The sequence below is a fragment of the Paenibacillus sp. FSL H7-0357 genome (assembly GCF_000758525.1).
Taxonomy (GTDB): Bacteria; Bacillota; Bacilli; order Paenibacillales; family Paenibacillaceae; genus Paenibacillus_AQ.
Window position 1 is genome coordinate 3,236,026 of the sequence record NZ_CP009241.1, and the last position, 26,161, is coordinate 3,262,186.

Annotated in this window: 25 protein-coding genes and 1 pseudogene; 15 read left to right on the forward strand and 11 right to left on the reverse strand. The window is 49.8% G+C overall.

Translation table 11 applies throughout. From position 1 onward, the window contains the following. Positions 1-3 precede the first annotated feature (3 nt). From H70357_RS13905 to H70357_RS13935, 7 genes are all read left to right on the forward strand, one after another. Complete coding sequence (locus H70357_RS13905; protein ID WP_038590310.1) at positions 4-426, forward strand: Rrf2 family transcriptional regulator; 423 nt, start codon at positions 4-6, stop codon at positions 424-426. Between the two features lie 421 nt (positions 427-847). After that, positions 848-1,027 (forward strand): hypothetical protein, encoded by a 180-nt coding sequence (locus H70357_RS13910; protein ID WP_038590313.1) that lies wholly within the window; start codon positions 848-850, stop codon positions 1,025-1,027. Between the two features lie 16 nt (positions 1,028-1,043). Continuing rightward, complete coding sequence (locus tag H70357_RS13915; RefSeq protein ID WP_038590318.1) at positions 1,044-1,595, forward strand: GNAT family N-acetyltransferase; 552 nt, start codon at positions 1,044-1,046, stop codon at positions 1,593-1,595. Positions 1,596-1,606: 11 nt separating this feature from the next. Further along, the gene (locus H70357_RS13920) at positions 1,607-1,993 is read left to right on the forward strand and encodes a hypothetical protein (RefSeq protein WP_038590321.1); all 387 of its coding nucleotides are present in this window, start codon (positions 1,607-1,609) and stop codon (positions 1,991-1,993) included. Positions 1,994-2,034: 41 nt separating this feature from the next. Beyond that, positions 2,035-2,772 carry a metallophosphoesterase family protein gene (locus H70357_RS13925; protein WP_038599506.1) on the forward strand — a complete coding sequence of 246 codons (738 nt, stop codon included), beginning with the start codon at positions 2,035-2,037 and terminating at the stop codon, positions 2,770-2,772. Positions 2,773-2,968: 196 nt separating this feature from the next. Next, positions 2,969-3,841, forward strand: coding sequence for a VOC family protein (locus H70357_RS13930; protein WP_038590324.1), 873 nt, complete (start codon positions 2,969-2,971; stop codon positions 3,839-3,841). Positions 3,842-3,923: 82 nt separating this feature from the next. Further along, positions 3,924-4,784: a beta-1,6-N-acetylglucosaminyltransferase gene (locus tag H70357_RS13935; RefSeq protein ID WP_038599509.1), complete on the forward strand. Its 861-nt coding sequence runs from the start codon at positions 3,924-3,926 to the stop codon at positions 4,782-4,784. Positions 4,785-4,905: 121 nt separating this feature from the next. Here the strand turns inward: H70357_RS13935 and H70357_RS13940 are convergent, their stop codons facing one another. Next, complete coding sequence (locus tag H70357_RS13940; RefSeq protein WP_038590327.1) at positions 4,906-5,661, reverse strand: MBL fold metallo-hydrolase; 756 nt, start codon at positions 5,659-5,661, stop codon at positions 4,906-4,908. Between the two features lie 259 nt (positions 5,662-5,920). On the opposite strand from H70357_RS13940, the gene H70357_RS13945 reads away from it, so the two are divergent. Both H70357_RS13945 and H70357_RS13950 read left to right on the forward strand, forming a co-directional pair. Further along, the gene (locus H70357_RS13945; protein ID WP_038590331.1) at positions 5,921-7,942 is read left to right on the forward strand and encodes a Na+/H+ antiporter; all 2,022 of its coding nucleotides are present in this window, start codon (positions 5,921-5,923) and stop codon (positions 7,940-7,942) included. Between the two features lie 3 nt (positions 7,943-7,945). Beyond that, the gene (locus tag H70357_RS13950; protein ID WP_038590334.1) at positions 7,946-8,467 is read left to right on the forward strand and encodes a GNAT family N-acetyltransferase; all 522 of its coding nucleotides are present in this window, start codon (positions 7,946-7,948) and stop codon (positions 8,465-8,467) included. A 155-nt stretch (positions 8,468-8,622) separates the two neighbouring features. Here the strand turns inward: H70357_RS13950 and H70357_RS13955 are convergent. The 5 genes and pseudogenes from H70357_RS13955 to H70357_RS13975 form a co-directional block, all read right to left on the reverse strand. Then, positions 8,623-9,044, reverse strand: a pseudogene (locus H70357_RS13955) (threonine/serine exporter family protein). A 24-nt stretch (positions 9,045-9,068) separates the two neighbouring features. After that, a complete protein-coding gene (locus H70357_RS13960) occupies positions 9,069-9,836 on the reverse strand; it encodes a threonine/serine exporter family protein (protein WP_038590337.1) in 768 nt (255 codons plus the stop codon). Positions 9,837-9,965: 129 nt separating this feature from the next. After that, a complete protein-coding gene (locus H70357_RS13965; protein ID WP_038590341.1) occupies positions 9,966-11,228 on the reverse strand; it encodes a DNA polymerase IV in 1,263 nt (420 codons plus the stop codon). Positions 11,229-11,326: 98 nt separating this feature from the next. Continuing rightward, positions 11,327-11,908, reverse strand: a complete 582-nt coding sequence (locus tag H70357_RS13970; protein WP_038590344.1) for a YitT family protein — start codon at positions 11,906-11,908, stop codon at positions 11,327-11,329. A 113-nt stretch (positions 11,909-12,021) separates the two neighbouring features. After that, complete coding sequence (locus H70357_RS13975) at positions 12,022-12,540, reverse strand: DUF3231 family protein (protein ID WP_038590347.1); 519 nt, start codon at positions 12,538-12,540, stop codon at positions 12,022-12,024. 185 nt (positions 12,541-12,725) lie between these two features. On the opposite strand from H70357_RS13975, the gene H70357_RS13980 reads away from it, so the two are divergent. Continuing rightward, positions 12,726-12,938 (forward strand): hypothetical protein, encoded by a 213-nt coding sequence (locus H70357_RS13980; protein ID WP_038599512.1) that lies wholly within the window; start codon positions 12,726-12,728, stop codon positions 12,936-12,938. A gap of 6 nt (positions 12,939-12,944) precedes the next feature. On the opposite strand, the gene H70357_RS13985 is transcribed toward H70357_RS13980, so the two are convergent. Then, on the reverse strand, positions 12,945-13,817 hold the full coding sequence (locus H70357_RS13985) for a helix-turn-helix domain-containing protein (protein WP_038590349.1): 873 nt from the start codon (positions 13,815-13,817) through the stop codon (positions 12,945-12,947). Between the two features lie 170 nt (positions 13,818-13,987). Between H70357_RS13985 and H70357_RS13990 the strand changes: the two genes are divergently transcribed. Next, positions 13,988-15,952, forward strand: coding sequence for a glycoside hydrolase family 127 protein (locus tag H70357_RS13990; RefSeq protein WP_052092019.1), 1,965 nt, complete (start codon positions 13,988-13,990; stop codon positions 15,950-15,952). Between the two features lie 229 nt (positions 15,953-16,181). Here H70357_RS13990 and H70357_RS13995 read toward each other — a convergent pair whose 3' ends face one another. Both H70357_RS13995 and H70357_RS14000 read right to left on the reverse strand, forming a co-directional pair. Beyond that, complete coding sequence (locus H70357_RS13995) at positions 16,182-18,617, reverse strand: glycoside hydrolase family 94 protein (RefSeq protein WP_038590352.1); 2,436 nt, start codon at positions 18,615-18,617, stop codon at positions 16,182-16,184. Positions 18,618-18,798: 181 nt separating this feature from the next. Further along, positions 18,799-19,854, reverse strand: coding sequence for a LacI family DNA-binding transcriptional regulator (locus tag H70357_RS14000; RefSeq protein ID WP_038590355.1), 1,056 nt, complete (start codon positions 19,852-19,854; stop codon positions 18,799-18,801). Positions 19,855-20,468: 614 nt separating this feature from the next. Between H70357_RS14000 and H70357_RS14010 the strand changes: the two genes are divergently transcribed. Both H70357_RS14010 and H70357_RS14015 read left to right on the forward strand, forming a co-directional pair. Continuing rightward, entirely contained in the window at positions 20,469-21,365 is an 897-nt protein-coding gene (locus H70357_RS14010) for an Rpn family recombination-promoting nuclease/putative transposase (RefSeq protein ID WP_038599518.1), read from the forward strand. A 680-nt stretch (positions 21,366-22,045) separates the two neighbouring features. After that, entirely contained in the window at positions 22,046-23,065 is a 1,020-nt protein-coding gene (locus H70357_RS14015) for an ABC transporter substrate-binding protein (protein WP_038590361.1), read from the forward strand. 106 nt (positions 23,066-23,171) lie between these two features. Here H70357_RS14015 and H70357_RS14020 read toward each other — a convergent pair whose 3' ends face one another. After that, on the reverse strand, positions 23,172-23,561 hold the full coding sequence (locus tag H70357_RS14020; RefSeq protein WP_038590364.1) for a hypothetical protein: 390 nt from the start codon (positions 23,559-23,561) through the stop codon (positions 23,172-23,174). Beyond that, positions 23,558-23,764 (reverse strand): helix-turn-helix transcriptional regulator, encoded by a 207-nt coding sequence (locus H70357_RS14025; RefSeq protein WP_038590367.1) that lies wholly within the window; start codon positions 23,762-23,764, stop codon positions 23,558-23,560. Before H70357_RS14025 ends, H70357_RS14020 begins: the two co-directional genes overlap by 4 nt. 175 nt (positions 23,765-23,939) lie before the next feature. Between H70357_RS14025 and H70357_RS14030 the strand changes: the two genes are divergently transcribed. Together H70357_RS14030 and H70357_RS14035 are read left to right on the forward strand one after the other, a co-directional pair. Then, a complete protein-coding gene (locus H70357_RS14030) occupies positions 23,940-25,541 on the forward strand; it encodes a helix-turn-helix domain-containing protein (RefSeq protein ID WP_052092020.1) in 1,602 nt (533 codons plus the stop codon). Positions 25,542-25,762: 221 nt separating this feature from the next. Continuing rightward, on the forward strand, positions 25,763-26,050 hold the full coding sequence (locus tag H70357_RS14035; RefSeq protein ID WP_038590370.1) for a hypothetical protein: 288 nt from the start codon (positions 25,763-25,765) through the stop codon (positions 26,048-26,050). The last annotated feature ends 111 nt before the right edge of the window (positions 26,051-26,161 follow it).

Genomic DNA, 26,161 nt, shown 5'->3' on the forward strand with positions numbered 1-26,161 from the left:
TCCATGAACATCAGCACCCGGTTTGCGGTGGCTATTCATATTCTTACGTTAATCGACAGCAACAAGGAAGGCAAAAGCACCTCCGAATGGATCGCTGGCAGTGTCAATACCAACCCGGTGGTCATACGCAGAATTACAGGCATGCTGAACAAAGCGGGACTGGTTGATGTCCGTCCCGGTGTGGCCGGAGCCAAGCTGAACCGCACTGCAGCTGAGATCACGCTGCTGGAGATTTATCGGGCGGTTAATGCGGTGGAGGAAGATTCTTTATTCTCCGTGCATGAGCACCCGAATCCCGATTGTCCGGTTGGCAAGAACATCGCCGGTGCCATCGTGCCTGTATTCTCCCTCGCCCAGAAAGCGATGGAGAATGTGCTGCAGGAGGTTACCTTGGACCAGATTATAAATCAGATCCCTGTTTACTGAGCAGGGAAGGGGATTAAGAGTAATTTAAGTAAACTTTTAGCAAAAACTTATGTTTCTTTAAGGTTTCAGGAGTATATTAAAGATCTCCACCCCCCAGTGGATGCATTTTTGCTAGGAGCCTGCCGTGCCTCGGCAGGCTCCAATTTTTTTGGTTTGCTGCAATCCGATGATTCTACAAAATTCAGCAAACCTTTATTAAATTTTCATCCGGATTTAAGCTTTGCCGGTTATAGTAGTCACATGACCCCCTTATAATAGACCTTGACCCTGCCGGACGCTGGCAGGGTCACTTTTTTGTTCCTGTATAAGGAAATGGAGAGCGCGATAACGTAGCGGGAGCTTTACACAATATTCCAAATGAATTAGACTGACACAAGGCATACGAAATGGAATGATTTTTGTGAAAGAGGATGGGATTTGAATGATGACCTTTCTGGCTGTGATTCTAGGTTTGTTAAGCCTCTTGGTATTTATGCTGATTATTAGAAAAGCGATAGATGATTCGAAAACTTCGCACAAACTGGATATTTTGATTCAGGAGATCAGGCTGCTGCGCAAAGAAATTAAAGAGAATAAGCATATTATTGATAAACGCCTGTAAAAGGGGGAGCTTTGCAATGATCTTATATCACAATCAGGAACTAAGCGTTAGAAGACTGGTGCCTCCCGATGCGGAGCTGCTTGTGAAATGGCTTTCCGATCCGTTTCTGTTGGAGTATTATGAAGGACGTGACCGTCCGCATACAATGGCGATGGTGCTGGAGCACTTTTATGAAGAGGAAGCCGGGGAAATCACGCGCGGGATTGTCTGTTATAAATCGCAGGATGTTGGATACATACAGTTCTATCCTATTGATGCTGAAGAGAAAGCGGAGTACGGGTATACGGATTTTGAAGGCAGAATTTACGGCATGGACCAGTTTATCGGCGAAACTGCATTCTGGAATCAAGGAATTGGTTCGCAGCTCGTGGGGGAGACAGTTAAATATCTTACCGAGTCGAAGCAGGCGGACAAGATTGTGATGGACCCGCAATGCTGGAATCACCGGGCGCTGAGAGTGTATGAGAAACTTGGTTTTGTGCGGAGGAAGCTGCTTGTAGAGCATGAATGGCATGAGGGAGAATTCAGGGACTGCTGGCTCATTGAATATGAGGGCAGTACGAAATAAGGGGATACTTTATGAAAAATAACCATTTATCTATACTGGGGGCCAGCCTTATTCTTGGTGTTTGTTTTATTGTCGGCTGCCTGGTCATCAGCCATGAAAAGGCGGGTAGCAGCGGAAATGCTTTGCAAGCCCAGAATACTCTGCTGCAGCAACAGGACAAGGCATTAATGACGCTTCAGGAGGCCGCATATTTTCTGGGGCTGGAAGAAGAGCAGGTGCTCAATATTATGAAAGCGGAAAATGCAATTCTGAGCAATAATGGACCTTTTACAAAAGCAAAGCTTCCTTATATTAAAATTGATGACGAGTTCTTGTTCACCAGGGAGGACTTATTGAACTGGATTCGGACAGCTACCGCAGAGAAGAGAATATACAGCGGCATTAAATTGCTGAAATGATTAAGCAAGACAATAAGAATGGACCAAACGGAGGAACTTCAGTGGAAAAAATTGCAATTATTTCTGATATTCATGGCAATGTGCCGGCTCTTGAAGCGGTACTCGCGGATATACACGGGCGTAACATCACCCGTATTTTTTGTCTTGGAGACATTGTCGGCAAAGGACCTAGCTCAGACCTGGCAGTTGATCTGGTGAAGAAGCATTGCGAAGAAGTTGTGATGGGCAACTGGGATGAATTCATCGGCCGGCCCAGCGAAATCGCCGTTGTACAATGGCATCGGGAGCTGCTCGGCCAAGACCGCCTGAATTATCTGAACTCCCTGCCGTTCTCGATTGAATTCTGGATGAGCGGAAAGTTCATCCGTTTATTCCATGCCTCACCGCGCAGCTTAAATGAGCGGGTCCAGCCCTGGGATGATTACGAACAGCGTTTATCCCTGTTCCTATCCTCCGGATTGTGCAAGGAACCAATCATGGCGGATATAGCCGGATATGGGGATGTTCATAATGCGTACCTTCAGCATCTGGACGGAAGGACGTTACTGAATGTAGGCAGTGTAGGGAATCCGCTCGATCTTACCCAGGCCTCGTATTTAGTAATGGAGGGAAGGTATCAAGATCGCGCAATGGCACCGTTAAATCTGCAGTTCGTCAGAGTTCCCTACGATATCGAACTGGCTGTGCAGCAGGCACAGGAATCTCATATGCCTGACTTGGAACCCTATATTAAGGAGCTTAGAACTGCTGAATATAGAGGCAAGGGCGTGGATCACTAATGCTAAGCCAGACCTGACGGGTCTGGCTTTTCTTTTTGAAAGTAATTGACAAACTTATGGAGTGCTACTATACTAAAGTTAGTTAATGTGTAACGGAAACAGTTACAAGTGTGAATTGCAAAAATGGAAGTTGTAAAGACTAAGCTGCAATAAGCGGCTAGACACGGACACCAGCATTTATTCAGGAGGAGATATTATGCCAACAGCGACATTGCATGAGGGTGTGCAAATTGGTTTAGTGCAGATAAGAGTAAGCAATTTGGAGCGTTCGCTCGCTTTTTACCAGAATGTTGTGGGACTGAAGATCTTGCGCCAGACCGGGCGCCAGGTGGAGATGACGGCAGACGGGCAGCGTGTACTGCTCATCCTGCGGGAGATCGAAGGCGCGCAAATTCTGCGCCGGAATTCGGCAGCGGGCTTGTACCACTTCGCCATTCTCGTGCCTGACCGCCCCAGCCTGGGGCTCACGCTGCGCAATCTGATTGACTCTGGGATTCATATCGGCCAGGGGGATCATCTGGTAAGTGAAGCGCTGTACATTCAGGATCCGGATAATAACGGAATTGAGCTGTACCGGGACCGGCCGCGTGATACATGGAAACGTGATGCAGAAGGGGATTATATTATGACTACGGACCCGGTAGATGCCGACGGTCTGCTGGCCGCTGCTGAAGGCTTAACCTGGAACGGCCTGCCTGCCGGCACCGTGATCGGACATGTGCATTTTCATGTAGGTGATCTTGACCAAGCGAAGAAATTTTATGTGGATGCATTGGGCTTTGAGCCAACAACCCATTATGGAGACTCGGCACTGTTTATCTCGGCGGGAGGTTATCACCACCATATGGGCCTCAATATCTGGGCGGGGCAGGGTGCTCCGGCGGCTCCATCTGATGCACCCGGCATCGATTATTTTACACTGCTGCTATCAAGCAGACAGGAGCTGGCGGAAGTGTCTGAGCGTATGCGGGAGGCTGGTTATACAGTAACTGAGGCAGACGGCATCCTTTCGCTCAAAGATCCATGGAACATCGGTTTGAAGCTGATGGTGAACTCGCAATCGGAATAATTTGCTTGTCCATCTTCACTCATTCCCCTATAATATTTGGAAATGAATGAGTGAAAGGGTGTAAATTTTGCAGAAATTCAAAATGGCATACGTAATCCTTTGTCATAAAAATCCTGAGCAGATCAATTTGCTGATTGATCGTTTAAGTGATGAACATGTGGATTTTTTCCTGCATGTAGACAAGAAGAGCGGCATAGAAGAGCAAATTGTTCACCGTGAACATATTCATTTTGTAAAAGATCCTGTTGAAGTGCAGTGGGGACATTACAGCCAGATTGAATGCATTCTTAAAGGTTTTGAGCTGATTAAGCAGCATGGTTACTATAATTATATTCATATCATAAGCGGGCAGGATTTGCCCCTTGTCTCCAATGGAACGATTGTGGAGTTCTTCCAGAAGAACGAGGGGAAGGAATTTGTGAAGTATTTGCAACTGCCTAATGAAGCGGAGATGTGGGGCTGCTACTATCGGGTTTCTGTCTATTATCCAAAATTTCTTGTATCGCGGGTAAAAGCAGTCTCCGAGGTGCGCAACCGGTACATTAATCTGGTGATGTCGGTGCCTTGGCTTAAGCGGAGTCTGAAGCATCTCCCGGATAAACTATATAAAGGCTCAAACTGGATGTCGATTACCGGTGAGTGCATGGAGTATATTCTGGAATTCACCCGTACTTCTCCAGGTTATATCCGTTTGTTCAAGAACTCATTCTGCGGTGACGAAATATTCTTTCATTCGATTATTTTGAATAGTCCGTTTAAGGATAATGTAGTGAATGAAATCAAACGTTATACAGACTGGGAGACCGGACCGGAGTTCCCAAGAACGCTCAGGGCGGTGGATTACGAACGAATCCGCACACAAGGACAGGGATGCTTCTGGGGCCGCAAGTTTGACTTGGATGTAGACCGCAGTATTGTCGAGGATCTTCTGCAAAAGTGTTGAACCTTAGGACCACTGGGTCAAAAGCTCTTCAATCCTGATTTGATTACCGGGAGCGGTCGGGATTTCAGCAGGAGGCAAGGCCGGATCTACCGGCCTTGCCTCCTGCTTGTTCTGCAACCAGTTACGCTTCCCCCTGTGACAACGCGGCAATCCGGCGGCCTGCATCACCGCGGTACAATCCTCCGTGATAGCAAATCACCTGCCGGATCTCCAAATCGGCGAATTTCTGCAAAGAAGCAAGTGCGGTAGCCATGTCGGGTGTCGCCGCTGCATCTGGCCCGTACAGTTCTCCGCCGCGCACCGTGAGGGCATCAGCGGCAATCAGTGTGCAGCTAGCCTGATGATACAGGCTCAGATGCCCGGGGCTGTGGCCGGGCGTATGGATCACAGTTATTCCGCCGCCACAAGGAATCTGTTCACCGCCAATGAGCGTTTGGTCGACCCTTCCTTTTGGTGGATGGGCAAGCACGGAGAGAAAGGCATGCCGCCATTCTTCCGGTACTGTAGGCGGCAGCATGGCTTCGGCGGCAGCCAACGCTTCCGGCGTATGCTTGAGCAGCATTTTATCGCCCTCAATATAGGGCTTCTCAATTTCGTGCGCCAGTACGGTCAGCTCGGTTTCAGCCTGCTCCAGCAGAGCGGGCAGGCTCCCGATATGATCGAGATCCTGATGGGTAATCAGGATAGTGCGCAGCTGATTCCAGGGTACAGAGGCTTCTTCCACAGCCTTTCTAAATATGGACAGCAGCCCCGGGTAACCCGTATCTACGAGAGTGGCGGCTTGTCCGTCCCAAAGCAGGGTGGGGTAAATCGTTTCTTTTCCGCCCATAACTTGAACGGAAATCTCAAGCATGTCTATTCCTTTGGCGATATGCATAATGTTCCTCCTAAAAAGTTAGTGAGCCCGTGCTCCCATGCTTGATAAGATTCATGCTGTGAGGCTAATGCATATCATACTGAAAACAGAAATATAGCGCAATAGAAAAATAATATATTATAACACAAAAATAATTATTTGTCAATATATAAATTGGTGAACTTTTTCGGCTAAACATAAATATGAAAATTGCATTTTGCCCCTATATAAACGTTTAGGATATAATAAATGGGAAAATCATTTTTGGAGTTGATGCAGCTTGGAGACTTTTCTTGCCGTACTGTTAATTCTGGGGCTGATCGCGGCCTCCAACATCGTGAACCGGTTTATCCCGTTTGTGCCAATTCCGCTGATTCAGATTGGACTGGGCGTTATTGCTGCACTGATGCCCACGGGAATACATATGACCTTTGAGCCTGAGCTGTTTTTTGTATTATTTATTGCTCCGCTGCTGTTCAATGACGGCAAGCGGACACCCCGCGATGAACTTTGGAACCTTAGAGCGCCCATTCTGCTGCTGGCGCTGGGCCTTGTCTTTGTCACCGTCTTTGTTGCGGGATATGCGATCCATTGGATGATACCCTCGATTCCACTGGCGGCGTCGTTTGCGCTGGCGGCCATTCTCTCGCCGACCGATGCGGTGGCGGTAGGCGCCTTGGCCGGAAGGGTTCATTTGCCGAAGGGCATTCACCGGATTCTGGAGGGCGAGTCATTGATGAATGACGCCTCCGGTCTGGTAGCCTTTAAGTTTGCCATTGCTGCTGCGGTTACCGGGGTGTTCTCCCTGCCCAAAGCAACGTTCAGCTTTATCCTCATCGCGGCGGGAGGGCTGCTGCTGGGGGCGCTGCTGTCATTTTTGCTTATCCGGCTCAGCGTGCTCATCCGCAGATTAGGCATGGAGGATGTTACCGTCCATGTACTGCTGCAGATTCTTACTCCGTTCATTATTTATCTGATTAGTGAAGAAGTCGGCGTATCCGGAATTTTGGCCGTTGTTGCCGGCGGTATCGTATATGCCATCGAGAAAGACCGGGCTGTATCTCCGCAATACAAGCTGCAGCTTGTGTCAGCGAGTACCTGGTCGGTGCTGCTGTTTATCCTGAACGGGATGGTCTTCCTCATTCTCGGCATCTCCGTTCCCGATGTTGTTGAAGTCATCTACCGGGATGAAACGCTGAATAACTTTATGGTGGCCGGCTATGTGCTGGCAATTACGGCTCTGCTCATTGTACTGCGCTTCCTCTGGGTGTATGTCTATTCGCTAGTAGAGAGCCGCAGGCTGAAGACAGAGAAGTCACCGCTCAAAACACAGCTGATTATCTCGATCTCAGGCGTCCGCGGAGCTGTAACCTTGGCCGGGGCCTTCTCCATTCCGCTGGTTGTAGGAGATGGTTCCCTGTTTCCGGAACGGGATTTAATCATTGCGCTCGCGGCAGGTGTTATTCTCATGTCGCTGGTGATTGCCAGTATCTTTCTGCCTATCCTTGCGGGAAAAGAAGAGGCCGTTGACGAAACCGCCCAACCGCAGAACACGGAGCTTGCAGCCAGATCGGTGGTGATTGATGCAGGAATGACCATGCTGCGGAGCTTGGCGACGGAGAACCCCGGCTCCCCAACGCAGCCTGCATTGCTGGAGTTCACCGACAAGATCGACAGACTATGCGCTCCCCAACCGGAAAATGATGTGGCTACGGAGCGCTTCCGCCGGCTTGGCGTTGAAGCGCGGCTGAACGGCCTCGATGCGGAACGGGCAGCATTGCGGCGTATGCTGGAACAAGGTCAGATTGAATCTCCGGTAGCAGTGAAGATGGAAGAGCTGCTGGATCATACGCAGGCCGTTCTGTGCCGGCGGTTCGATACACAGGTCAAATTCTCCCTGACAGAGATTCAACGCTTATTCTCGGGATTGTTCACCGACCGTTTTAACGGTGAGGAAGGAAGGCGGGCGGTTCAGAATGCCGAGAGTGCCCGGAAAGCGAAGATCGCGATGTGCCAGGCAGCCGTCTCAGCGGTCAGCGCCGAGATGAGCGAAGAAAATCGCCAGGCTTCGCAGCGGGTTATTGACAAATATGAGCGGCTGGAGTCACGGCTGGAGCAGGGGGAAGGCTGGAGCAAGGATGGCGTAATCGACGATGAGAAGCTGGAGCTGAAGCTGAAGGCGATTCAGGAGCAGCGCGACACGGTGCAGCAGATGTACCAAAACGGAGCGATTAATCTCAAGGTAGCCGGCAAGCTGCGCCGGTTCGTGGATCAATTGGAAACATCAATCTGGGAGGATTAACAAATGGGCGAAATCACTGCGAGCGGGCTGTTGTTTGAAGAAATCGGGGAAGCGCATTTGGCTGAAGTGCTGGATATATATAATTATTACGTGTTGAACACTACAGTTTCTTTTCATACTGAGCCGCAGAGCCTGCCGGAAATGCGCCAGTCGGTGCTGAGCGGCGATCCGCGGTTCAAATCCTATGCCATTATGCAGGACGGCGAAATGGTGGGTTATGTGCTGATTGCCAGACATAAGAATAAACAGGCCTATGATACCTCCGGTGAAATCAGCATCTACCTGAAGCCGGGCTGCGGCGGCCGGGGATTGGGCGGCCATGCGCTGCGCTTTATCGAAGAGCGGGCCGTGGAGCTCCGGTTTCATGTACTGGTGGCTACGGTGTGCGCCGATAACGAGCCGAGCCGCCGGTTGTTCGTGAAGCATGGATACGAGCAGAGTGCCCTGTTCAAAGAGATCGGCAGCAAGTTCGGCAGATGGCTGGATATTGTCAGCTACCAGAAGATCATTGGCCAGCTGCAGTAAATATCCCCTATACCCAAAAGTCCGCCTGCGGCAAGGATGAATTCCTTGCCGCAGGCGGACTTTTTATGCGCTGCAGACCAAGCAGCTCTAGCCGAGGTGTCCCTGTAATCATAGCTATAGGTGATCGGTAAGGGGAGGCTCTTTTCTGCGCGTGTCTACTTGTTCTTCCGGCGGAACATTTGTCCAAGCACTTCACTGAGCACAAGTCCCGTGGCGATCGCTCCAGAGAGCAGCAACGCCTGTACGGCGATCTGAATCGCCTGGTTATTGTCGTTCTCCACGAATTTGCGCATAGCGTCATATGCAAGTCCCCCGGGACAAGAGGAATAATCCCTCCGACGCTGAAGATAATGACCGGCATCTTGAAGGAACGGGCAAAGAATTGGCTGATGACGCCGACGACTACGGTTGCCGCAAAGGTGGCAATTACCGTATCCCATCTTTCATCAAGCTCCAAATACAGTATCCAGCCTACCATTCCGGCCAAGCCGCACTGCAGCAGCGCGCGCCGCGGGGCATTGAACAGAATGCAGAAGGATGCAGCGGCGATAAAGCTGGTTATCAGTTGCAAAATCATGAATTGCTACCTCTTTCACATGGGTTAAAAAAGCGACAGCACAAGACCGATGCCAGTCCCGATCGCAAACGCGGTCAGGAAAGCATCGGCACCTTTGGAGAGGCCGGAAACCAGATGCCCGGCCATCAGGTCACGCACCGCATTGGTAATGAGCAGACCCGGGACCAGCGGCATAACGGAGCCGATGATAATCTTATCCATTTCCCGGCCAATGCCAAATTTGACGGAGAAGAACGCGAACAGTCCGATCAGGAATGAGGCGGTAAATTCTGCAAAGAATCGGATCTGTACGAGCCGGTGCAGATAGGTAGCAGCGGCGAATCCAAGCCCGGACACCAGCAAAGCCGGAAGGGCGTCCCACAGACTCCCCTTGAACATTACTGTGAAGCAGGCTCCGGTGAGGGCGGCTGCGGCGATCTGCAGCCATGCCGGATAGGCATGTGCGGCATCGTCCACGACGCCGAGGCGCTCGCGGGCTTCTGCCGCGCTGAGCTGTCGTTCGCTCAGCCGGCGCGAGATGTCGTTGACCTCCGACACTTTCTGCAAATCGGTCGTCCGCTCGGCAATCCGGAACAGCTTCACCGGTTCGGTTCTGCTGGTTGTGAACATGATGACCGTTGGCGTCACGTAGCTGTGCGCCCCGGGAAAACCGAGTGCCTCCGCCATACGCGTCATGGTATCCTCCACACGGTAAGTTTCCGCACCGCTCTGCAGCATGATTTTACCAGCCAGCAGGCAGAGATCGATAATTTCATGCGTGGAAGTATTGCTGTTATTGCTTGTGCTATCCAACTTCTTTCGATCCTCCCCGGGAATGTTATATATTCGATTGTCGCCGCAATACCTGAAAATATCAACCCTTATTCATTTAATTTATTTTTAAGTACTTTTCCCGTTCAGGCAGTGTAAAAGCAGTACCGTTTATTTGTAGTGTCCTCCGATTTTGCCGGCCCGATCCTTAATTTGTCCTGCATCGGTGAAAGACGCAGCCCGGCCGATAATCGTATCTCCATACTTGTTCTTGAGATTGTCAGTAGCCCGTTCAAGCTCGCGGTAGCGGGGGCGGGATTCGAACAGTGTCAGCTGGTACTCACTTTCGTCGGAGAGCGTGGAAAGACTGAGGTTGACCCTGCGTACGGGCTGGTTGTCCCAGTGCCGCTGGAAAAGCTCTACGGCTGCTTCGTAGACCAGATTGGTGGCATTGGTGGGGTCGTTCATTACGGTCTGGCGGGAGAAGCCGGTCGGCATCTCAAAGCTTGCACCCTGGCAGCCGACGGACAGGGCCGCGCCGTTCACCTTGAGGCTGCGACAGCGTCTGCACACCAGCTCGGATAGCTCCAGCAGAATCGTCTTGATTTCCTTCAGTGTGCGGTAGTCCCGGGGCAGGGTCATCTGGTGCCCGACACTCTTGGGTGGAACCTCGTGGGTATGCGGGTTTACGGGACTGTCGTCAATGCCGTTGGCAATCCGCCAGTACAGCTCGGCGTCTATATCGCAGTTCTTGCGGAATTTCTCGCGCATGCGCCACTTCAGCTCGGCCAGCGGCAGCTGGGCCACATGGCCAATGGTCGTAAGCCCCATGCTATGGAAATGGGCGGACATCCGGCGGCCGACCATGAACAATTGCGAAATCGGCAGCGGCCAGAGCAGGGTGGGCAGCTGTTCGCGGGTGAGTGTAAACCGGCCGCCTTCGTTCTTCTTGGCCCACAGATCGCAGGCCATCTTGGCAGTAACCTTGGAATAGCCGATGCCGATACGTACATACACGCCTGTCTCCTGGCGGACGGAATCCTGGATCGCGGCCGCGATGGACAGCGGACTGCCGAACAAGGCGGAGCTGCCCGTGACATCAATGAACTGCTCATCAATGGAATAAGGCTCTACGAGATCACTGAAGCTGCGCAGAATATCGGTGATTTGCGAGGAAACGTTGATGTAGTGCTGCATACGGGGACGGACGACCACAAGCTCAGGGCATTTCGCCAGCGCTTCCTTTAAGGTCTCGGCAGTGGTAACGCCATGCTCTTTGGCTAAGGGGCAAGCGGCGAGTACAATCCCGCTGCGTCTGGCCGGATCGCCGGCAACGACCAGCGGTTTATGGCTGTAGAGAGGATTGGCAGCCTTCTCGACCGAGGCATAGAAGCTCTGGCAATCGGATAGCATAATGACACGATCTCTGTTCATAGGTTCACACTCTCCAGGCAAGCGGCTGAATTTGACCTTATTATAATACGAACATATGATCGTGTATATGCATAGTTATTTCCATTCAGTCAAGAGGCTTATTTTTCGAGCGTACATAACCCCGTAGCGATTCCGCCCGAAAAGATCGTCAGAATCGAATGCAAGAAGGTTTCCTTGGAGATCAGCAGGCCACCCGCGCCGATAATCAGGAAATCCGTCAGAAAAATAATGACGCCGACATTGAGCGGAATATAGCGTTTCATAAACTTGGCGAGCAGATCTGTTCCGCCTGTGCTGGCCTTGAACCGCAGCATAATCCCGAAACCGCTCCCCATCAGAAAGCCGCCGAGAATGGCGCTGGAGATGGAGCCGAGCTCAATATAGTACAGAAAGTGGTACTGGAGCGGTCCGAGGACTTCAATGAAAAACGAGGAGGTGAGCAAACCCAGCACGCTGTTATAGAAGATGTCCCGTTCTTTAAGCCAGGCAAGCAAGAAAATCGGCAGGCTGCACAGGACAATGGCCAGTCCAATTTTTGCGCCGGATATATAGTTGATGATGAGGGCGATGCCGATGACTCCCCCATCAAGAATTTTGTAGGGGACCAGAAAAAAATTAGTTCCTGCAGCAATCAGCAAACTTCCCAGCAAAATAATGGCGTACCTTACACTTGAGCGCATATTCAACATCTCCACATTTAGGCCTGTCTTAATGAATATGCTTGGAAATGGGAAAAAATAGCTATACAGCAAAAAATCCTGCTTGCGCAGGATTAGACGGGACGGGGATATTACTAGACCAAAGCAGGCTCCGGCTTTTTGAGCTGCAGCGGCGGAGGTACGAGCCAGCCCTTCTTTTTATTCAATTTCAGCACAGCCATTCCTAAAGCGGCCATTTGCGCATGATTTTTCATAAACATGGCCCCGATATCCTCACGGATGGAAGTCCCCATAATCTGGCTGCATACGACTAGGCTCAGGGAAACTGCGCCAGCAAGGGAAGCGGCGATTTCCGGATCGGAGAAACGGGCTCCGGCAGGAATCTCATCGAGCTTAACGGAGGGGCGGTCGGGCAGTGCAGGGGGCGGTGTGAAGCCATGGGTCTTCAGCAGCTTGTCGCAATCTTTTATTTCCTGCTGCGACTGGTCCATGAGATCATCAATTATTTTTTTCAGATCCTGATCGCCAGCGTGATAATGAAATGCCTGTAAGGTGGATAATGACATTTTGGCGGTAGCGGAAAATTGCCATAGATTAAATATTTCGCCATAGTGCAGCGGTTCGTCTTTGGGATTGCCGTTTAGAACTCCCATCGTTGCAAAACTCCTTCACTGATAAGGTGGTGAAACGTGAAGTTAGGTTGTCCGGCATCCTCTGTTTTATTCGAAGGAAGGGTTGATTTAAGCAATTAAGACTTGTACAGGACAGCCAAACAATATATATTAATAGTAAAGATTACGATTAAATGCATAAAGTCAGCAAGGCGGGTGAAGGTTGGATGGACTATACATATAAAGTGCTGGAGAGCGATATTGATTTGCTGGCGGCCGCGCTGTCAGAAGTCAAAGTGGCGGTCGCCGTGAAAGAAATAAAAGATGATATTCTGGAGTTTGGCGGGCAGATTAGAGAATACACCCCTAATTGTGTCCGTATCGGGGAACTGTCCTACAGCCGGGAGTTGTATGAGTTTCGTGCTCTCGCTAATGAGTGATTCGGCTTACCGTGAATAACGCTTGCGGAAGCGCAGCGGTGAGATGCCGACTTTGCGGGCAAAACGCCGTGAGAAGTAGGCAGCGCTCTCGAAGCCTGTGCGCTCCGCAATCCCGGAAATGGGGATCTCTGTCTTGAGCAGCAGCAGCTTGGCCTGCTCCAGGCGGTAATCCGTCAAATATTCCATCGGCGTCAGCCCATAGACGCGCTTCATGCAGCGGGCGAGATAGTTATAGTGAAAATGGAGGGCATCCGCGAGCGAGCCATTGGTGAGCGCCTCTGCGTAATGGTTGCGGATGTAGGCTTCCGTCTGCTCCGCAATCTCGGCAGCATGGCTGCCTGCAGCGTCCTGCTGCGCAAGATCCATCATCCGCAGCATCTCCTCAAAGATCCGCTGTTGCTGCCATACCGCGCTTGACCGTCTGTCCCGGCTCAGCTGCAGGAGCAGCTCCGCCTGCCCGCTCCGCTCAAAGGGGTCCGGGAGCGGACCGAATTGCGGTACACGGATCGTGTACGGATGTGTGAGAAACTGCTGGAAATGTGCTTCACGGCCGGCATACACCGGATCGCCCTCGGCTTCAATCCATTCCCCCACCGTGTGAAAATGGATCCATACAAACGTGGTGATCTCCTCGCAAGGTTTGACAGCGTAGTGATAACGGTCTGGCAGCAGCAGCAAAGTGTGCCCGGCCGCAACCTCCCATTCTTTCTCATCTTCGCCAATGAACAGGGTGCCCTGTTCTACAATAATCAGATCGAACTTCCCCATACGGTTGCGGTTCGGGTGCTGATCCCCCGGCTGATATACAGTGCGGTCGCATTCCAGAAAGTAGGGGAACGGCGGAGCAGCCAGATGGATATAAGAAGGACTGAATGTCATGATTACTCCTTTCAAAGCAAATTGTCGGCAGCCTGCAGTTCTGGTGTCATTCGTAATCTTGAGTGTGAAATAGTACAAAAACAGGGTTGCTTATGATTGTATTTTTTATTTATTCTACCCTCTATAATTGCTAATAGCGAGAATGAAATCTAGCGGAGGGGAAGAGGCAAATGAGCAGAACTATTAAAACGCAGCAGACAGACAAGCAGCAATCGGTAAAGATTCAGGATGAATTCTGGGGACGTTACATCAGGCTGGCGCAGGATGTAGTCATTCCGTACCAATATGAGGCGCTGCATGACCGGGTACCGGACGCAGAGCCCAGTCATGCGATTGCCAATTTCGAGATTGCCGCAGGGAGAAAGGAAGGAGAGTTTCACGGCTGGGTGTTTCAGGATAGCGATGTGGCGAAGTGGCTGGAGGCAGTAGCTTACTCCCTGAGCCTTAAGCGTGATCCCATACTGGAGCGGCAGGCAGATGAAGTTATCGACCTGATCGGCGAAGCGCAGCAGCCGGATGGATATCTCAATACCTATTTCACAATCAAGGAGCCGGGCAAACGCTGGACCAATCTGCAGGATTGCCATGAGCTGTACTGCGCCGGACATTTTATCGAGGCTGCGGTTGCGTATTACGAGGCTACAGGCAAAGACAAGCTGCTAAATATTATGCGCAGGATGGTCGATCATATCGACTCGGTCTTTGGACCGGAGGAAGGCAAGCTGAAAGGCTATGACGGGCATCAGGAGATTGAACTGGCACTGGTCAAGCTGTACCGTCTTACTGGTGAAGAGAAATATTTGAAGCTCAGCAGCTTTTTTATCGACGAGCGCGGCCAGGAACCGAATTTCCTGCGGCAGGAGTGGGAGAGCCGGGGGCGGATCACGCACTGGAGCGGGCAAACTGACCATCTCGATCCAGCCTATAATCAGGCGCATATTCCGGTCCGTGAGCAGAGCGAAGCGGTAGGGCATTCTGTACGTGCAGTCTATATGTATTCAGCAATGGCTGACCTCGCGAGACTTAAAGATGATGACGCGTTGCGCGATGCTTGTGTGAGGCTGTGGAACAACATGACAGATAAGCAGATGTATATTACAGGGGGAATCGGTTCCACCCATCACGGGGAGGCTTTCACCTTCGATTATGATCTGCCCAACGATACTGTATATGCGGAAACCTGCGCTTCCATTGGCCTGATCTTTTTTGCCCGGCGGATGCTGGAGTTAGCCCCGGAAGCCCGGTATGCGGACGTGATGGAGCGGGCGCTCTATAATAATGTGCTGGGGTCCATGGCGCAGGACGGCAAGCATTATTTCTATGTCAATCCGCTGGAGGTATGGCCGCAGGCCTGCAGCTGCAATCCGGGCAAACATCATGTGAAGGCGGAGCGGCAGGGCTGGTTCGGCTGCGCCTGCTGTCCGCCCAATGTAGCCCGGCTGCTGACTTCGCTGAACCAATATATTTACACGGTTCACGGGAACACACTGCACACTAATCTGTACATTGGCAGTGAATGGAAGGGTACGCTTGGCGGAACGGAGGTTAAGGTTAGCCAAGAGAGTAATTACCCATGGAAAGGCAAGGTATCGCTGAAGGTTAATCCGGCAGAAGCTGCAGAATTCGGCATTGCCTTGCGGGTCCCTTCCTGGAGCAGCAGCATGGAGATTAGCGTCAATGGCGAAGTGCTGGATCCTACAGCAGACCGGGAACTGGGATACCGGGTGATCCGCAGAGTGTGGTCTGCCGGGGATACCATAGAGGTAAGCATTCCGATGGAAGCGCACCGAGTTTATGCCCATCCCGAGCTGCGGGCTGATGCGCAGAAAACTGCTATTCAGCGGGGACCGCTCGTCTATTGCCTCGAGGCAACCGATAACAGTGAGCCGCTGAGCTCTATCTCCCTGAACGAGACAGGGGAGTTCGCAGAGGTCTTTAAGGACTCGCTGCTTGGCGGAGCCGTAGTCGTTGAAGGAACCGGCTTCCGTGTCAATCCGTCCGGCTGGAGCGGAGGGCTGTACAGCAGGGAGAAAGCACCGCTGGAATCCGTTAAGGTTACAGCTGTCCCTTATTATCTGTGGGGCAACCGCGGCAGCGGAGAGATGAAGGTGTGGATACCGGAGGGCAAGGCTTAAGCTGCAGCACGTTATCTAAGAGGAAAGCAACCCAAATGCACCCCGCTAGTATGGCGGATGTATTGGGTTGCTTTTTTTTAGAACATTGTCCTTGGATTGGTGGTAACGGCATTACTGTATCTTTTTGTGAACCGGAAAGTGAGCTTCCCACAAAAAACAGGCCCCGTCTTTTTGCAAAGACGAGATCCGTTTAATAAACAAGCGGTTAAAATGTTGTCACGGCAGCTATTTAGCCCAGCTCAACTACCACTTGGTGCACTGCACCGTCGCCAACAGGAGCGATGATGTTTCCTTCTACAGCGGCGCCGTCGAGAGTGAGGCTGGCTACGCCTTTAGAGACATGGTTAGGGTTCTTAATAGTGATTACATAAGTATCTCCACGGAAGACGCGGGTAATTTCGAATCCGTCCCACTCAGCAGGGATACAAGGATCTACTTTCAGACCGGCGAAATCAGCCTGGATACCGAGAATGGATTGGGTAATGGCTACATAGTTCCAGGCAGCGGTACCCGTCAGCCAGGAGTTTTTCGCTTCCCCGTGGCGTACGGCATCTTTACCAGCGATCATTTGCGAGTACACATAAGGTTCCATCCGGTGAACTTCGCTGATGTCTTCCAGGTAAGCCGGAGCGATTTTCTTATAGATATCGAATGCTCTGTCTCCGTGTCCCAGTACCGTTTCAGCAATCATGATCCATGGGTTGTTGTGGCAGAAAATACCGGCATTTTCTTTGTAGCCCGGCGGATACGTAGAAATTTCACCCAGGTTCAGGTAGTACTTGGAGTATGGCGGCTGCTGCAGCACGATACCATAATCTGTGTCCAGACGTTCCTCAACGGAAGTCAAAGCTTTGGCCGCTTGACCGTCTTCCACGCCGATACCTGCCATTACGCAAATGCCTTGCGGTTCGATGAAGATTTGGCCTTCTTCGTTTTCTTTGCTGCCGATCTTGTCGCCGTAGTGGTCGTAAGCGCGCAGGAACCAGTCACCGTCGAAGCCATGGGTCAGCGTGATTTCACGCATGTTGTCGATCTTGGCTACGGCATCCGCAGCAACATCGTTAAGTCCGCGCATGCGGCAAATTTCCGCATAGTCCGGTCCAACAAAGACGAACAGACCGGCGATAAAGACGGATTCCGCTACACGGCCTTCGATGTTGGCAGTCGTCTGGAACGATTCGCCTGGCTCGGTAGAGAAGCAGTTAAGATTCAGGCAGTCATTCCAGTCCGCGCGGCCGATCAGCGGCAGGCCATGAGGTCCGAGATTGTTGGTGACATGCTCGAAGGAGCGTTTCAAGTGCTCGAACAGGGTAGCAGTGTTGTCCGGGTTGCTGTCGAAAGGAACCTGCTCATCCAGAATGGAAGTGTCGCCGGTTTCCTTAATGTAGGCAGCCGTTCCCAGGATCAGCCAAAGCGGATCATCGTTAAAGCCTGTGCCGACTTCGTTGTTGCCTTTTTTGGTGAGCGGCTGGTACTGGTGATACGCGCTGCCGTCTTCGAACTGGGTAGCGGCGATATCCAGAATACGCTCTTTGGCGCGCTCAGGAATTTGGTGTACAAATCCGAGCAAGTCCTGGTTGGAATCGCGGAAGCCCATACCGCGGCCAATCCCGGATTCGAAGTAGGAAGCGGAGCGGGACATGTTGAAGGTAACCATACATTGATATGGGTTCCAGATGTTAACCATACGGTTCAGCTTGTCGTCGCCGCTTGTGATCTGATATTTGGACAGCAGGTTATCCCAGTGTGCAGCCAGAACAGCCAGAGCAGCATCCACTTGAGCGTCTGTAGCGAATTGCTCGATGACAGCCTGCGCCGGTTTTTTATTGATGACATTCAGGGATTCCCATTTCTCATCTTCCGGGTTCTCGATATAGCCGAGTACGAAGATGAAGCTTTGCTCTTCGCCTGGTTCCAGCGCGATTTCCAGTGCATGAGAGCCGATTGGCGACCAGCCGCTGGCTACGGAGTTGGTTGCTTCCCCGGCAGCTACTGCTTGTGGAGCATCCAGACCATTATACATACCCACGAAGGATTCGCGGTCGGTATCAAAGCCGGCGATTTCTTTATTTACAGAATAGAAGGCATAGTGGTTTCTGCGCTCACGGTATTCTGTTTTGTGATAGATTACGGAATCCTTGACTTCAACCTCACCAGTGCTCAGATTACGCTGGAAGTTGGTCATATCATCCTGGGCATTCCACAGACAGAACTCGGCAAAAGAGAACAGCTTCACCGATTTCTTAGCAGATCCGGTGTTCTTCACAACAAGGCGGTGAACTTCGGCATTGTGGCCCATCGGTACAAAAGCGAGCTGGTTCACAGAAATACCGTTGCGTTCGCCGGTGATGGAAGTATAGCCAAGACCGTGGCGGCACTCGTAGAAATCGAGGTCGCGTTTGACCGGCATCCAGCCCGGGGTCCAGAAATCGCCGTCGTCATACAGATAGTAGTAACGTCCGCCTGTATCCAGCGGAATATTGTTATACCGGTAGCGGGTCAATCTTCTCATCCGGGCATCGCGATAGAAGGTGTAACCACCGGCAGTATTAGAGATAAGGCCGAAAAATTGCTCGTTACCGAGGTAGTTGATCCATGGATAAGGTGTTTTAGGGGTGTTGATTACGTACTCTTTACGAGTGTCGTCAAAAGTTCCGAATTTCATAAGAGGAAAGTCTCCTTTCAATTGTGAACGCGCGTTTATAGAGCTGAGAAAAAATTCCCTCGGGGCAAAGGGATTTTCCTGCATAACATTATAATAATGATTGCCACTCCTTAAAGAAATGCTGGTACATCCAGCGAAATGGTATACGCTGGACGGATGATGCAGCATTCTTGCAGGAGCCTTACTTCTTCGGCGGCAGGCAGGAGTCTCTTTCGACCAGCCTGGCCGGGAAGCTGATGGTGCTAAAGGTCGGCTGAGCGGAATCGCACAGCTCGATCACTTTCTCGACAGCGGCCTTGGACATTTCGTAAATCGGCAGACGTACGGAGGTCAGCTTGGGATGAATGCGCGAGGCAAGCTGCACATCATCGAATCCGGCAATGGACATATCCTCAGGCACGGATACTCCGTGTTCGGAGAACGCTTCCATCGCTGAGATAGCCATGTCATCATTGGACGAGAAGAAGGCTGTAGGCAATGGGCCGCCGGACTCCAGCAGCTTCTTAACCTCTTCGTAGGCCTTCTCCTTCAGGAAATCACCCTGCAGGATGAAGTTCTCATTGAGCTGCAATCCATGCCGCTTCAACGTATCCTCGTATGCCATATAGCGTTCCCGTCCGGAGTACGTGTTCATTCGTCCGCAGATCATGCCAACTTCTTCATGGCCAAGGCCGATCAAGTACTCGATGGCTTCGACAGTGCCCTCATAGTCCTTGGAGTTCACAATGGCCAGATGATTGCGGTCCAGATGCTCCGACATAATCTCCGAAATGTCATAATCGATCAGCACTAGCGGGGATTCAAGTCCAACCATTTCCCGTACGATATCAATATCCTTCTGGGTGCCGACGATAATGCCGCCGTCAATCCGTTTCTGCAGGAAAGCCTGCTTAACCTTCAGGAAATCGTCGGGAGAGTATACGGTATGAATCAGCACATAACAGCCGCGGGCATTCGACGTGTCGACTACGGCATCGACGAAAGGCGCGAAGTAATTGTTCTGATAGATCCGGGTTGCATTCTCCTTCTCGTTCATGCTGATGGCGAAAAGGCCGATCGTATCGGTCTTCTTGCCGGCCAGAGCCCGGGCAAAGCTGTTTGGCTCGTATTGATGCTGTTCAATAACCTTCAGCACCTTGGCCCGGGTCTCTTCAGGGACATTGGAATAGTTGTTGATCACGCGGGATACCGTACTACGGGATACCCCGGCGAGCTTAGCAATATCTTCGCTGCGCATAGTGCCCCCTTTAAATAAACGCGCGTTTATGAGTTCATTGTAAAATAAATCGCTACAGAAATCAATCACCCGGTTAAAGAATTTTGCCTTGCGGGGAAGCTCTTTTTAAGCTAGAACTAATTTGGCAGCTTCAATCAGGAGAATAGGGGGACAGCGAATGCTTTTTGAAGAGATGAATCACGAAAGAAGCGGTGCGAAAGCTGAAGTCGTCGATTCCGTTGGCCTGGTATGGTGTGAATCCAATCAGGCATAAAGTAGAGTTCGAATATTCGTTATTATAGGCGTAAACAGAGAAACATACGGATAAAACAAACTGGATCAACCCCGAGGTTGCTCTATTTGTGTTCAGAATATGGATAGGATAGACAGTAAGTATCAAGAGGAAAAGCATCCTCAAAACATGTCTTGATATACGAACGTTTGTTTGTTAGTATCAAGGTTATATTATCTTTAAATCCTAAATCTGTAAAAAAGGGGGGGCTGAACGACCTGGAAGCTGCCGCCATTGAGGGAAGTAAGTACAGGAACACATATGTGGAGATGGTCGGGGATTACATAGAACATACGCAACTGGAAGCGATAATGTTATAATGAACAAGAACGGAGATGTCAAGATGGAGCTACTTGATCCGCGCAATGATTTTTTGTTCAAACGTATATTTGGCAGTGAAGAGAACCGTGATGTACTAATCGCTTTCCTTAACCGGACATTTGCTGAGGCTGGGAAGCCGCCACTAAGCGAGATCATTCTACTTAACCCGTACACTGACAAAGATTCTCCTCGCGATAAGCAGTCTATACTGGACATTCGTGCTAGAACAACAGAAGGCGAAATCATTAATATCGAGATGCAATTGTTTAATAAATATGATACAGAGAAGAGAACTTTGTTCTATTGGAGTAAACAATACTCCAGCCAATTACAGGAAAGCCAGTCTTATAGCCAATTGAAGCGTTGTGTGACTATTAATATCCTAAACTATACATTGCTGCCCAATGAGATGTATCATAACGTGTTTCATCTGCGTGAAGACCGGACCGGAATTTCTCTGATTGAAGACATTGAAATTCATTTTTTGGAACTTCCGAAGCTAGATGAGCAAATCGTTTCGCTGGAGCAAGGCGGTCTTGCGAATTGGTTGCTCTTTTTGAAAGGCGCAGATCAATCCAAATGGGAGGTGCTGACAATGAATGAGCCTATACTAAAGAAGGCTATGAATACGCTGGAGTTCTTAAGTCAGAATGAGGAAGCCCGCAGACAGTATGAAGATCGCCAAAAATATTTACATGATGAAGCTTCAATGTATGAAACGGCGAAGACTAGAGGGTTCACTGAAGGTGTTGCTGAAGGAAAAGCAAAAGGAAAAGCTGAAGGAAAGGCTGAAGGTGAAGCTCAGGCGAAAAGAGAGATTGCGCGGAAGCTCCTTGGACTCGGCGTTGATCTGCCTGTAATCGCTGAAGCATCTGGCCTGACGGTAGAAGAAATTAAACAACTGAAGCCACTGCAATGAACATCCGCCATTGTTAGCTACAAACCCAAGAAAGCCTCTCCAAACTACGGAGGGCTTTCTTGGTTTGAGGTCCGCTTAGAATTTATCGAATTTTTCAACCCTATATGGATGCGACTTCTCCACACTGTGTGCAGAGGGTAAGGATAAGTTTAGAGCCAAAGGAAAAAGGTTTGTTCATGGGTCTGACAACAGCGTGCCCCTCCATTTGACCTTTGGATAAAGAAGTACCCCCGCACACTTTGCACACTAACTCATCTTGATGCATACGCTCACCCTGAATTCTATTTATAGTCTACTACGTTTGGTTAGATTTAGAAGTTTAGAAGGATAATTTATCCATTCCATGATTTCTTCACACACTCTATTAACAATCAGGTGTTAAATTGAAGATATCCCCAGCTTGTATGTAGTATATACGTTCATGAACTCTTGACTCTGCCAGCTGCTGGCAGGGTCGTTTTTTAAATTATATGAATTTTTAGATGCTTCACGCTATAAATTATCCGTTTCAGCTTGTTCATAAGTTTGCAAATCGACGTGAGATACTATGCAATTTAGAAGTTTGTATAAGATTGCCGCAGAGAAAGTGCATTGAAAGCTGATGAAGACGTGCTACTATTGTCATTAGGATTATTGAGAATGATAATCAATAACAATGATGTATAGGAGTGAAGAGATCAATGGCAAGTTGGGGTCGAAAATGTATTTGGACAGCTGTACTTGTACTGGCAATGTCCGCTTTGGCGGCTTGCGGCACGAATAATAATGCTGCCGGAGGAAAAAACGTTCAAACAGAGAATGCGGCGAATCCAACCGCAGCAAGCAATACATCCACCGATGCAGGCACCGATACTTCAGCCGAAGATGGCACACGGACTGTCGTCGGGGAATTCGGAGAGGTTGAAATCCCCGTTAGTCCTAAGCGGGTGGCAGGGATCTATGTGGAGGATTATCTGAAGGCGTTAGGCGTTACCCCGGTCGTGCAATGGTATCATCCCAGCTGGGGCAAGCAGGATTATTTGAATCTGGATGTGCCGGAATACGATATTACCGGGAGCATTGAGGCATTGTTGGAAAAAAATCCGGACTTAATCATTGCCGACGGAGGAGCAGATGCAGCAAAATACGAACAATATTCCAAGGTAGCGCCAACCTTCCGTCTGCCGGAGAAAGTGCTGCAGGATTCAAGACAAATGCTCACAGCTATCGCAGAGGCGCTTGGCATTCCGGAAAAGGGCGAAGCTGTACTTGCGGAGTATGACCAGAAGGTGGCGGATGGAAAAGCCAAGCTGCAGCAGGCGTTGGGGCAGGAGAAGGTAGCTGTAATCCGGCTTAACGTTGCTGAGAAAACCTTTGCGCTATTTGGTGTCAAAAACCGCTTTACGGGTGTGATCTATGATCAATTTGGTCTGACTCCCGTCCCTATGGCTGCGGAGATGACTGAATTTCAGTCCATTATTTCCGAAGAAGTGATACCAGATCTTGAAGCGGATCATATCATTGTATTCCCTGACAACGGAGGATGGGACACTGCGGAGAACGAGGAAGCAATCAAAATTCTGGGTGGCCCGTTGTGGAAGAACCTGCCTGCGGTGAAGAACGGGAATATTTACAGAATGGAACGCTCCCACTGGCAGTCCGGCGCCATTACAGCCAATTCGATGAAGCTAGATGATCTGCTGAAAGCAATGGTGAAATAAAACGCCAGGCAAACTGATAGACTAACCCCCCTAAAAGAAACCGCGGCAGCCATGGACGAGAATTAAAGTCCTGGACTGCCGCTTTTTTATTGAACTGTCGTTCCCGCTAGCGATACTTCTTACTCACTAAAAACTCAACAATAGGTAATGTAATCATTGCTAATCCTAATACCCCTAATAAAAAAATGTTCATTGTTTCATTTACGATTTCATCAGCAACTAAAGCTCCAAGTATAAAAAAAAGAAGAAGAAAGTAACTTATTTTCGAGCTTCTCTCCGTAATCTTTTTTCCTAACTCGTCATCCTCAAATATACCATCTTTGTCTGCCTTGCTTCCCCAGGTGATCATAGGAAAAAACATCATTAATAGCGTTGCGATTGTTATTATTTCGTTAAATCCAACGTCTTTTCCAACAATGACCTTATAGATGGTAAAGGCCACCACTATTAGAGTGGCTGCCCCTACTGTGATTGCACCTATTTTTCGGGTGTTCATACCTCTTCTCTCCCTTCTTGTAAGAATAACTTATCGATTCTAACTCCTAAATGTTTGGCAATATCAAAGGCTAATTGCAAGCTTGGGTCATATTTGTTGTTTTCAATGGCATTTATGGTCTGTCTGCTAACATTGCATAAATCTGCTAACTTGCCTTGTGATATATCTTTTTGCTCTCGAAATTTTTTGATATGATTTTGCATTTAATTCCACCTTCTTCGTTAGATGGGTGTAAAAAAAGTTTTTACATGTAGATTTTAAAATAACATGGGTGAAGTGTCAAACATCTTTTACATCTTTGAACAGCATGGTTGATAGGCTTTCATTTTTGTTTTACACTAAGGAAATGAAAATGATTCTCAATTAGGGGGCGGGAGAATGGCAGAGCAGCTCAGTGAAAGCACTGAAAAAAAGCTGTTATACAGCTTGACTAACATAGAAGCACTAGCCCAATCCCCTGCGGGAAACGGACAAATGGCTGTGTTTCAGGAGCACACATTAATCATAGTATCGGAAGGGCAGGGCTGGCTCGAAGCGGAGGAAAGACGTTATCCTTTAGACAAAGGCGCAGGCTTTCTGATTAAGGCTGGTTCTATGAACAGAATTCAGGCCGGAGAGCGGGGGCTTAGCTTTTACCGGCTTGCCTTTGAGGTTATCGGCACTGGGGATGGCAGACACCGCGGAAAGGAGAAATTGCCCGGGAATGCCATACTCCAGCCGGGTCTCTTAAGCTGCAGACCTTTTTCACAATGTGCACTGCTGCTGGATTCCATTTATCATAGCCGCAGGAGCCCCGATGACATCGAATGGTTCGCGGGTCATACCCGTTTTCAGGAGCTGCTGCTGCTGATCATGCGAGCCAATTCCCCGGCAGTTCAGACAAAGAATGATCATGAGGCGGTACAACGTTCCATTCACTATATGCAGGAGCATTACAGTGAACCGGTATCCGTCGATCAATTGGCAGAGATTGCAGGCATTGGGCGCGCGCGTTACACACAGCTTTTTAAAGAGATTACCGGCAAGATTCCCTTGGAGCATTTGAACGCCCTCCGTATCGAACGGGCGCAGCAGCAGCTGCTTCTGACCAAGGACCGTCTGCATGATATCGCACTTACTGCCGGCTATAGCAATGAGTATTATTTTAACCGGCGTTTCAAGGGAGCGGTAGGTGTTACACCCGGTCAATACAGGAGCCTTCATCAGGATGGGGTCCGTGTATTCGCGCCTTTTCTGGAGGATTATCTGCTGGCTTTGGGCATTACTCCGGTGGCTCAATATTGTCATGCCCAGTGGGGCAAGCAGGAGTACCTGGGTCTGGAGCAGGTGCCAACGTTTGATATTTCCCGCGGAGATTGGTCGGAGCTTTCCCGTTACACGCCCGAGCTGATTATGCTGGATGACGGCTTTCAGCGCTGGCATTTAGGTGAGTGCCGCCGGATTGCTCCGCTGTTCAGACTCCCGTTTCACCAGGAAGACTGGCGTGCAACACTGCGCTCTGCAGCTGCTGTCTTCGGCAGAACGGAACATGTGCAGGAGGTCATCGGCCATTATGAGCAGCAGGCCCAGCAGGCGAAGCGGATCCTCAGCCGCAGCGTCCGGGGACAGACGGTAGCGTTACTCCGAATTTCTTCCTGCGGAGTTGCTCTCTATGGATGTGAGGGTCTGGGATATACAGCAAGCGTATTGCATGAGGATCTCGGGCTCCAGCGGCATCCGTTGGTCCGGCAGCTCACCCGGGGACAGAAGCGTGTGAGCCTAACAAGTGAAGAGTTGTCAGGCCTGACGGCGGATCATTTGTTCATTACTTTTGACCGGCAGGAAGGTGAAGGCCGGGAGCTGCTGGATACTCCGCTGTGGAGAAGCCTGCCCGCTGTGCGCAACCGCAACGTGTACGAGGTGGATTTTATGGCCTGGATGAATTATGGTGTGCTTTCGCATCAGAGGAAGATCGAGGATGTGCTGCGGGTACTGGCGTAAAGAGCCGGTTACCTATGTGGGATAGGTTCATGAATGATTTGACTCTGCCGGATGCGGCGGGGTCTTTTTTTATATCTAATTTTGATTGAATCTAGGCCATAGAAGATAGTTTCACCACTATTTAATAAAAGTAAAATGTATTTTATTACTGATTCACTTATCTATTACATTTATTCTTTGGAAGAATAGAATACTATATCTAGTTCTAGGAGGTGATTCTTATGTCGATTCTCTTACCTCAGCAGTTTTACTCTCTGGCTACCAATGTTGGTAAATCTTATTTTGAAAACTTGAACAATGGAGCAAATGCTACAATTACCGTTAATAACAACGGTCCGTTTCCGATCCTTCTTGTAGTTACACGTGTTAATGCTCCTGTTATCACTTATGAAATACCTCCAGTCAATAGCCTCACGCTGGAAGTTGCTTTGCTGTTGGCAGCTGCTCTCCAGGCCACAGCTGCTGGTCCTGCTGCAGGTTCAATTCAAATTGCTACTGCAGATTTCTAGTTTTAAAAACAACAATAGATAGATTTGAATGTAGAGCATGTGTATCATAACCCGCCGGGCTTGTCCTGACGGGTTTGTTTTTGTTTATTCTTTGACGTATATTGGCACATT

Excerpts from the sequence above, each read along its gene's own strand:
- H70357_RS14015 (WP_038590361.1), top strand. The coding sequence starts at position 22,046 with ATGGCAAGTTGGGGTCGAAAATGTATTTGGACAGCTGTACTTGTACTG.
- H70357_RS14030 (WP_052092020.1), top strand. The coding sequence starts at position 23,940 with ATGGCAGAGCAGCTCAGTGAAAGCACTGAAAAAAAGCTGTTATACAGC.
- H70357_RS13950 (WP_038590334.1), top strand. The coding sequence starts at position 7,946 with ATGGGCGAAATCACTGCGAGCGGGCTGTTGTTTGAAGAAATCGGGGAA.
- H70357_RS13965 (WP_038590341.1), bottom strand. The coding sequence starts at position 11,228 with ATGAACAGAGATCGTGTCATTATGCTATCCGATTGCCAGAGCTTCTAT.
- H70357_RS14010 (WP_038599518.1), top strand. The coding sequence starts at position 20,469 with ATGGAGCTACTTGATCCGCGCAATGATTTTTTGTTCAAACGTATATTT.
- H70357_RS14025 (WP_038590367.1), bottom strand. The coding sequence starts at position 23,764 with ATGCAAAATCATATCAAAAAATTTCGAGAGCAAAAAGATATATCACAA.
- H70357_RS13990 (WP_052092019.1), top strand. The coding sequence starts at position 13,988 with ATGAGCAGAACTATTAAAACGCAGCAGACAGACAAGCAGCAATCGGTA.
- H70357_RS14035 (WP_038590370.1), top strand. The coding sequence starts at position 25,763 with ATGTCGATTCTCTTACCTCAGCAGTTTTACTCTCTGGCTACCAATGTT.
- H70357_RS13985 (WP_038590349.1), bottom strand. The coding sequence starts at position 13,817 with ATGACATTCAGTCCTTCTTATATCCATCTGGCTGCTCCGCCGTTCCCC.
- H70357_RS13920 (WP_038590321.1), top strand. The coding sequence starts at position 1,607 with ATGAAAAATAACCATTTATCTATACTGGGGGCCAGCCTTATTCTTGGT.
- H70357_RS13905 (WP_038590310.1), top strand. The coding sequence starts at position 4 with ATGAACATCAGCACCCGGTTTGCGGTGGCTATTCATATTCTTACGTTA.
- H70357_RS13980 (WP_038599512.1), top strand. The coding sequence starts at position 12,726 with ATGGACTATACATATAAAGTGCTGGAGAGCGATATTGATTTGCTGGCG.
- H70357_RS14000 (WP_038590355.1), bottom strand. The coding sequence starts at position 19,854 with ATGCGCAGCGAAGATATTGCTAAGCTCGCCGGGGTATCCCGTAGTACG.
- H70357_RS13975 (WP_038590347.1), bottom strand. The coding sequence starts at position 12,540 with ATGGGAGTTCTAAACGGCAATCCCAAAGACGAACCGCTGCACTATGGC.
- H70357_RS13910 (WP_038590313.1), top strand. The coding sequence starts at position 848 with ATGATGACCTTTCTGGCTGTGATTCTAGGTTTGTTAAGCCTCTTGGTA.
- H70357_RS13940 (WP_038590327.1), bottom strand. The coding sequence starts at position 5,661 with ATGCATATCGCCAAAGGAATAGACATGCTTGAGATTTCCGTTCAAGTT.
- H70357_RS13930 (WP_038590324.1), top strand. The coding sequence starts at position 2,969 with ATGCCAACAGCGACATTGCATGAGGGTGTGCAAATTGGTTTAGTGCAG.
- H70357_RS13935 (WP_038599509.1), top strand. The coding sequence starts at position 3,924 with ATGGCATACGTAATCCTTTGTCATAAAAATCCTGAGCAGATCAATTTG.
- H70357_RS13995 (WP_038590352.1), bottom strand. The coding sequence starts at position 18,617 with ATGAAATTCGGAACTTTTGACGACACTCGTAAAGAGTACGTAATCAAC.
- H70357_RS14020 (WP_038590364.1), bottom strand. The coding sequence starts at position 23,561 with ATGAACACCCGAAAAATAGGTGCAATCACAGTAGGGGCAGCCACTCTA.
- H70357_RS13915 (WP_038590318.1), top strand. The coding sequence starts at position 1,044 with ATGATCTTATATCACAATCAGGAACTAAGCGTTAGAAGACTGGTGCCT.
- H70357_RS13970 (WP_038590344.1), bottom strand. The coding sequence starts at position 11,908 with ATGCGCTCAAGTGTAAGGTACGCCATTATTTTGCTGGGAAGTTTGCTG.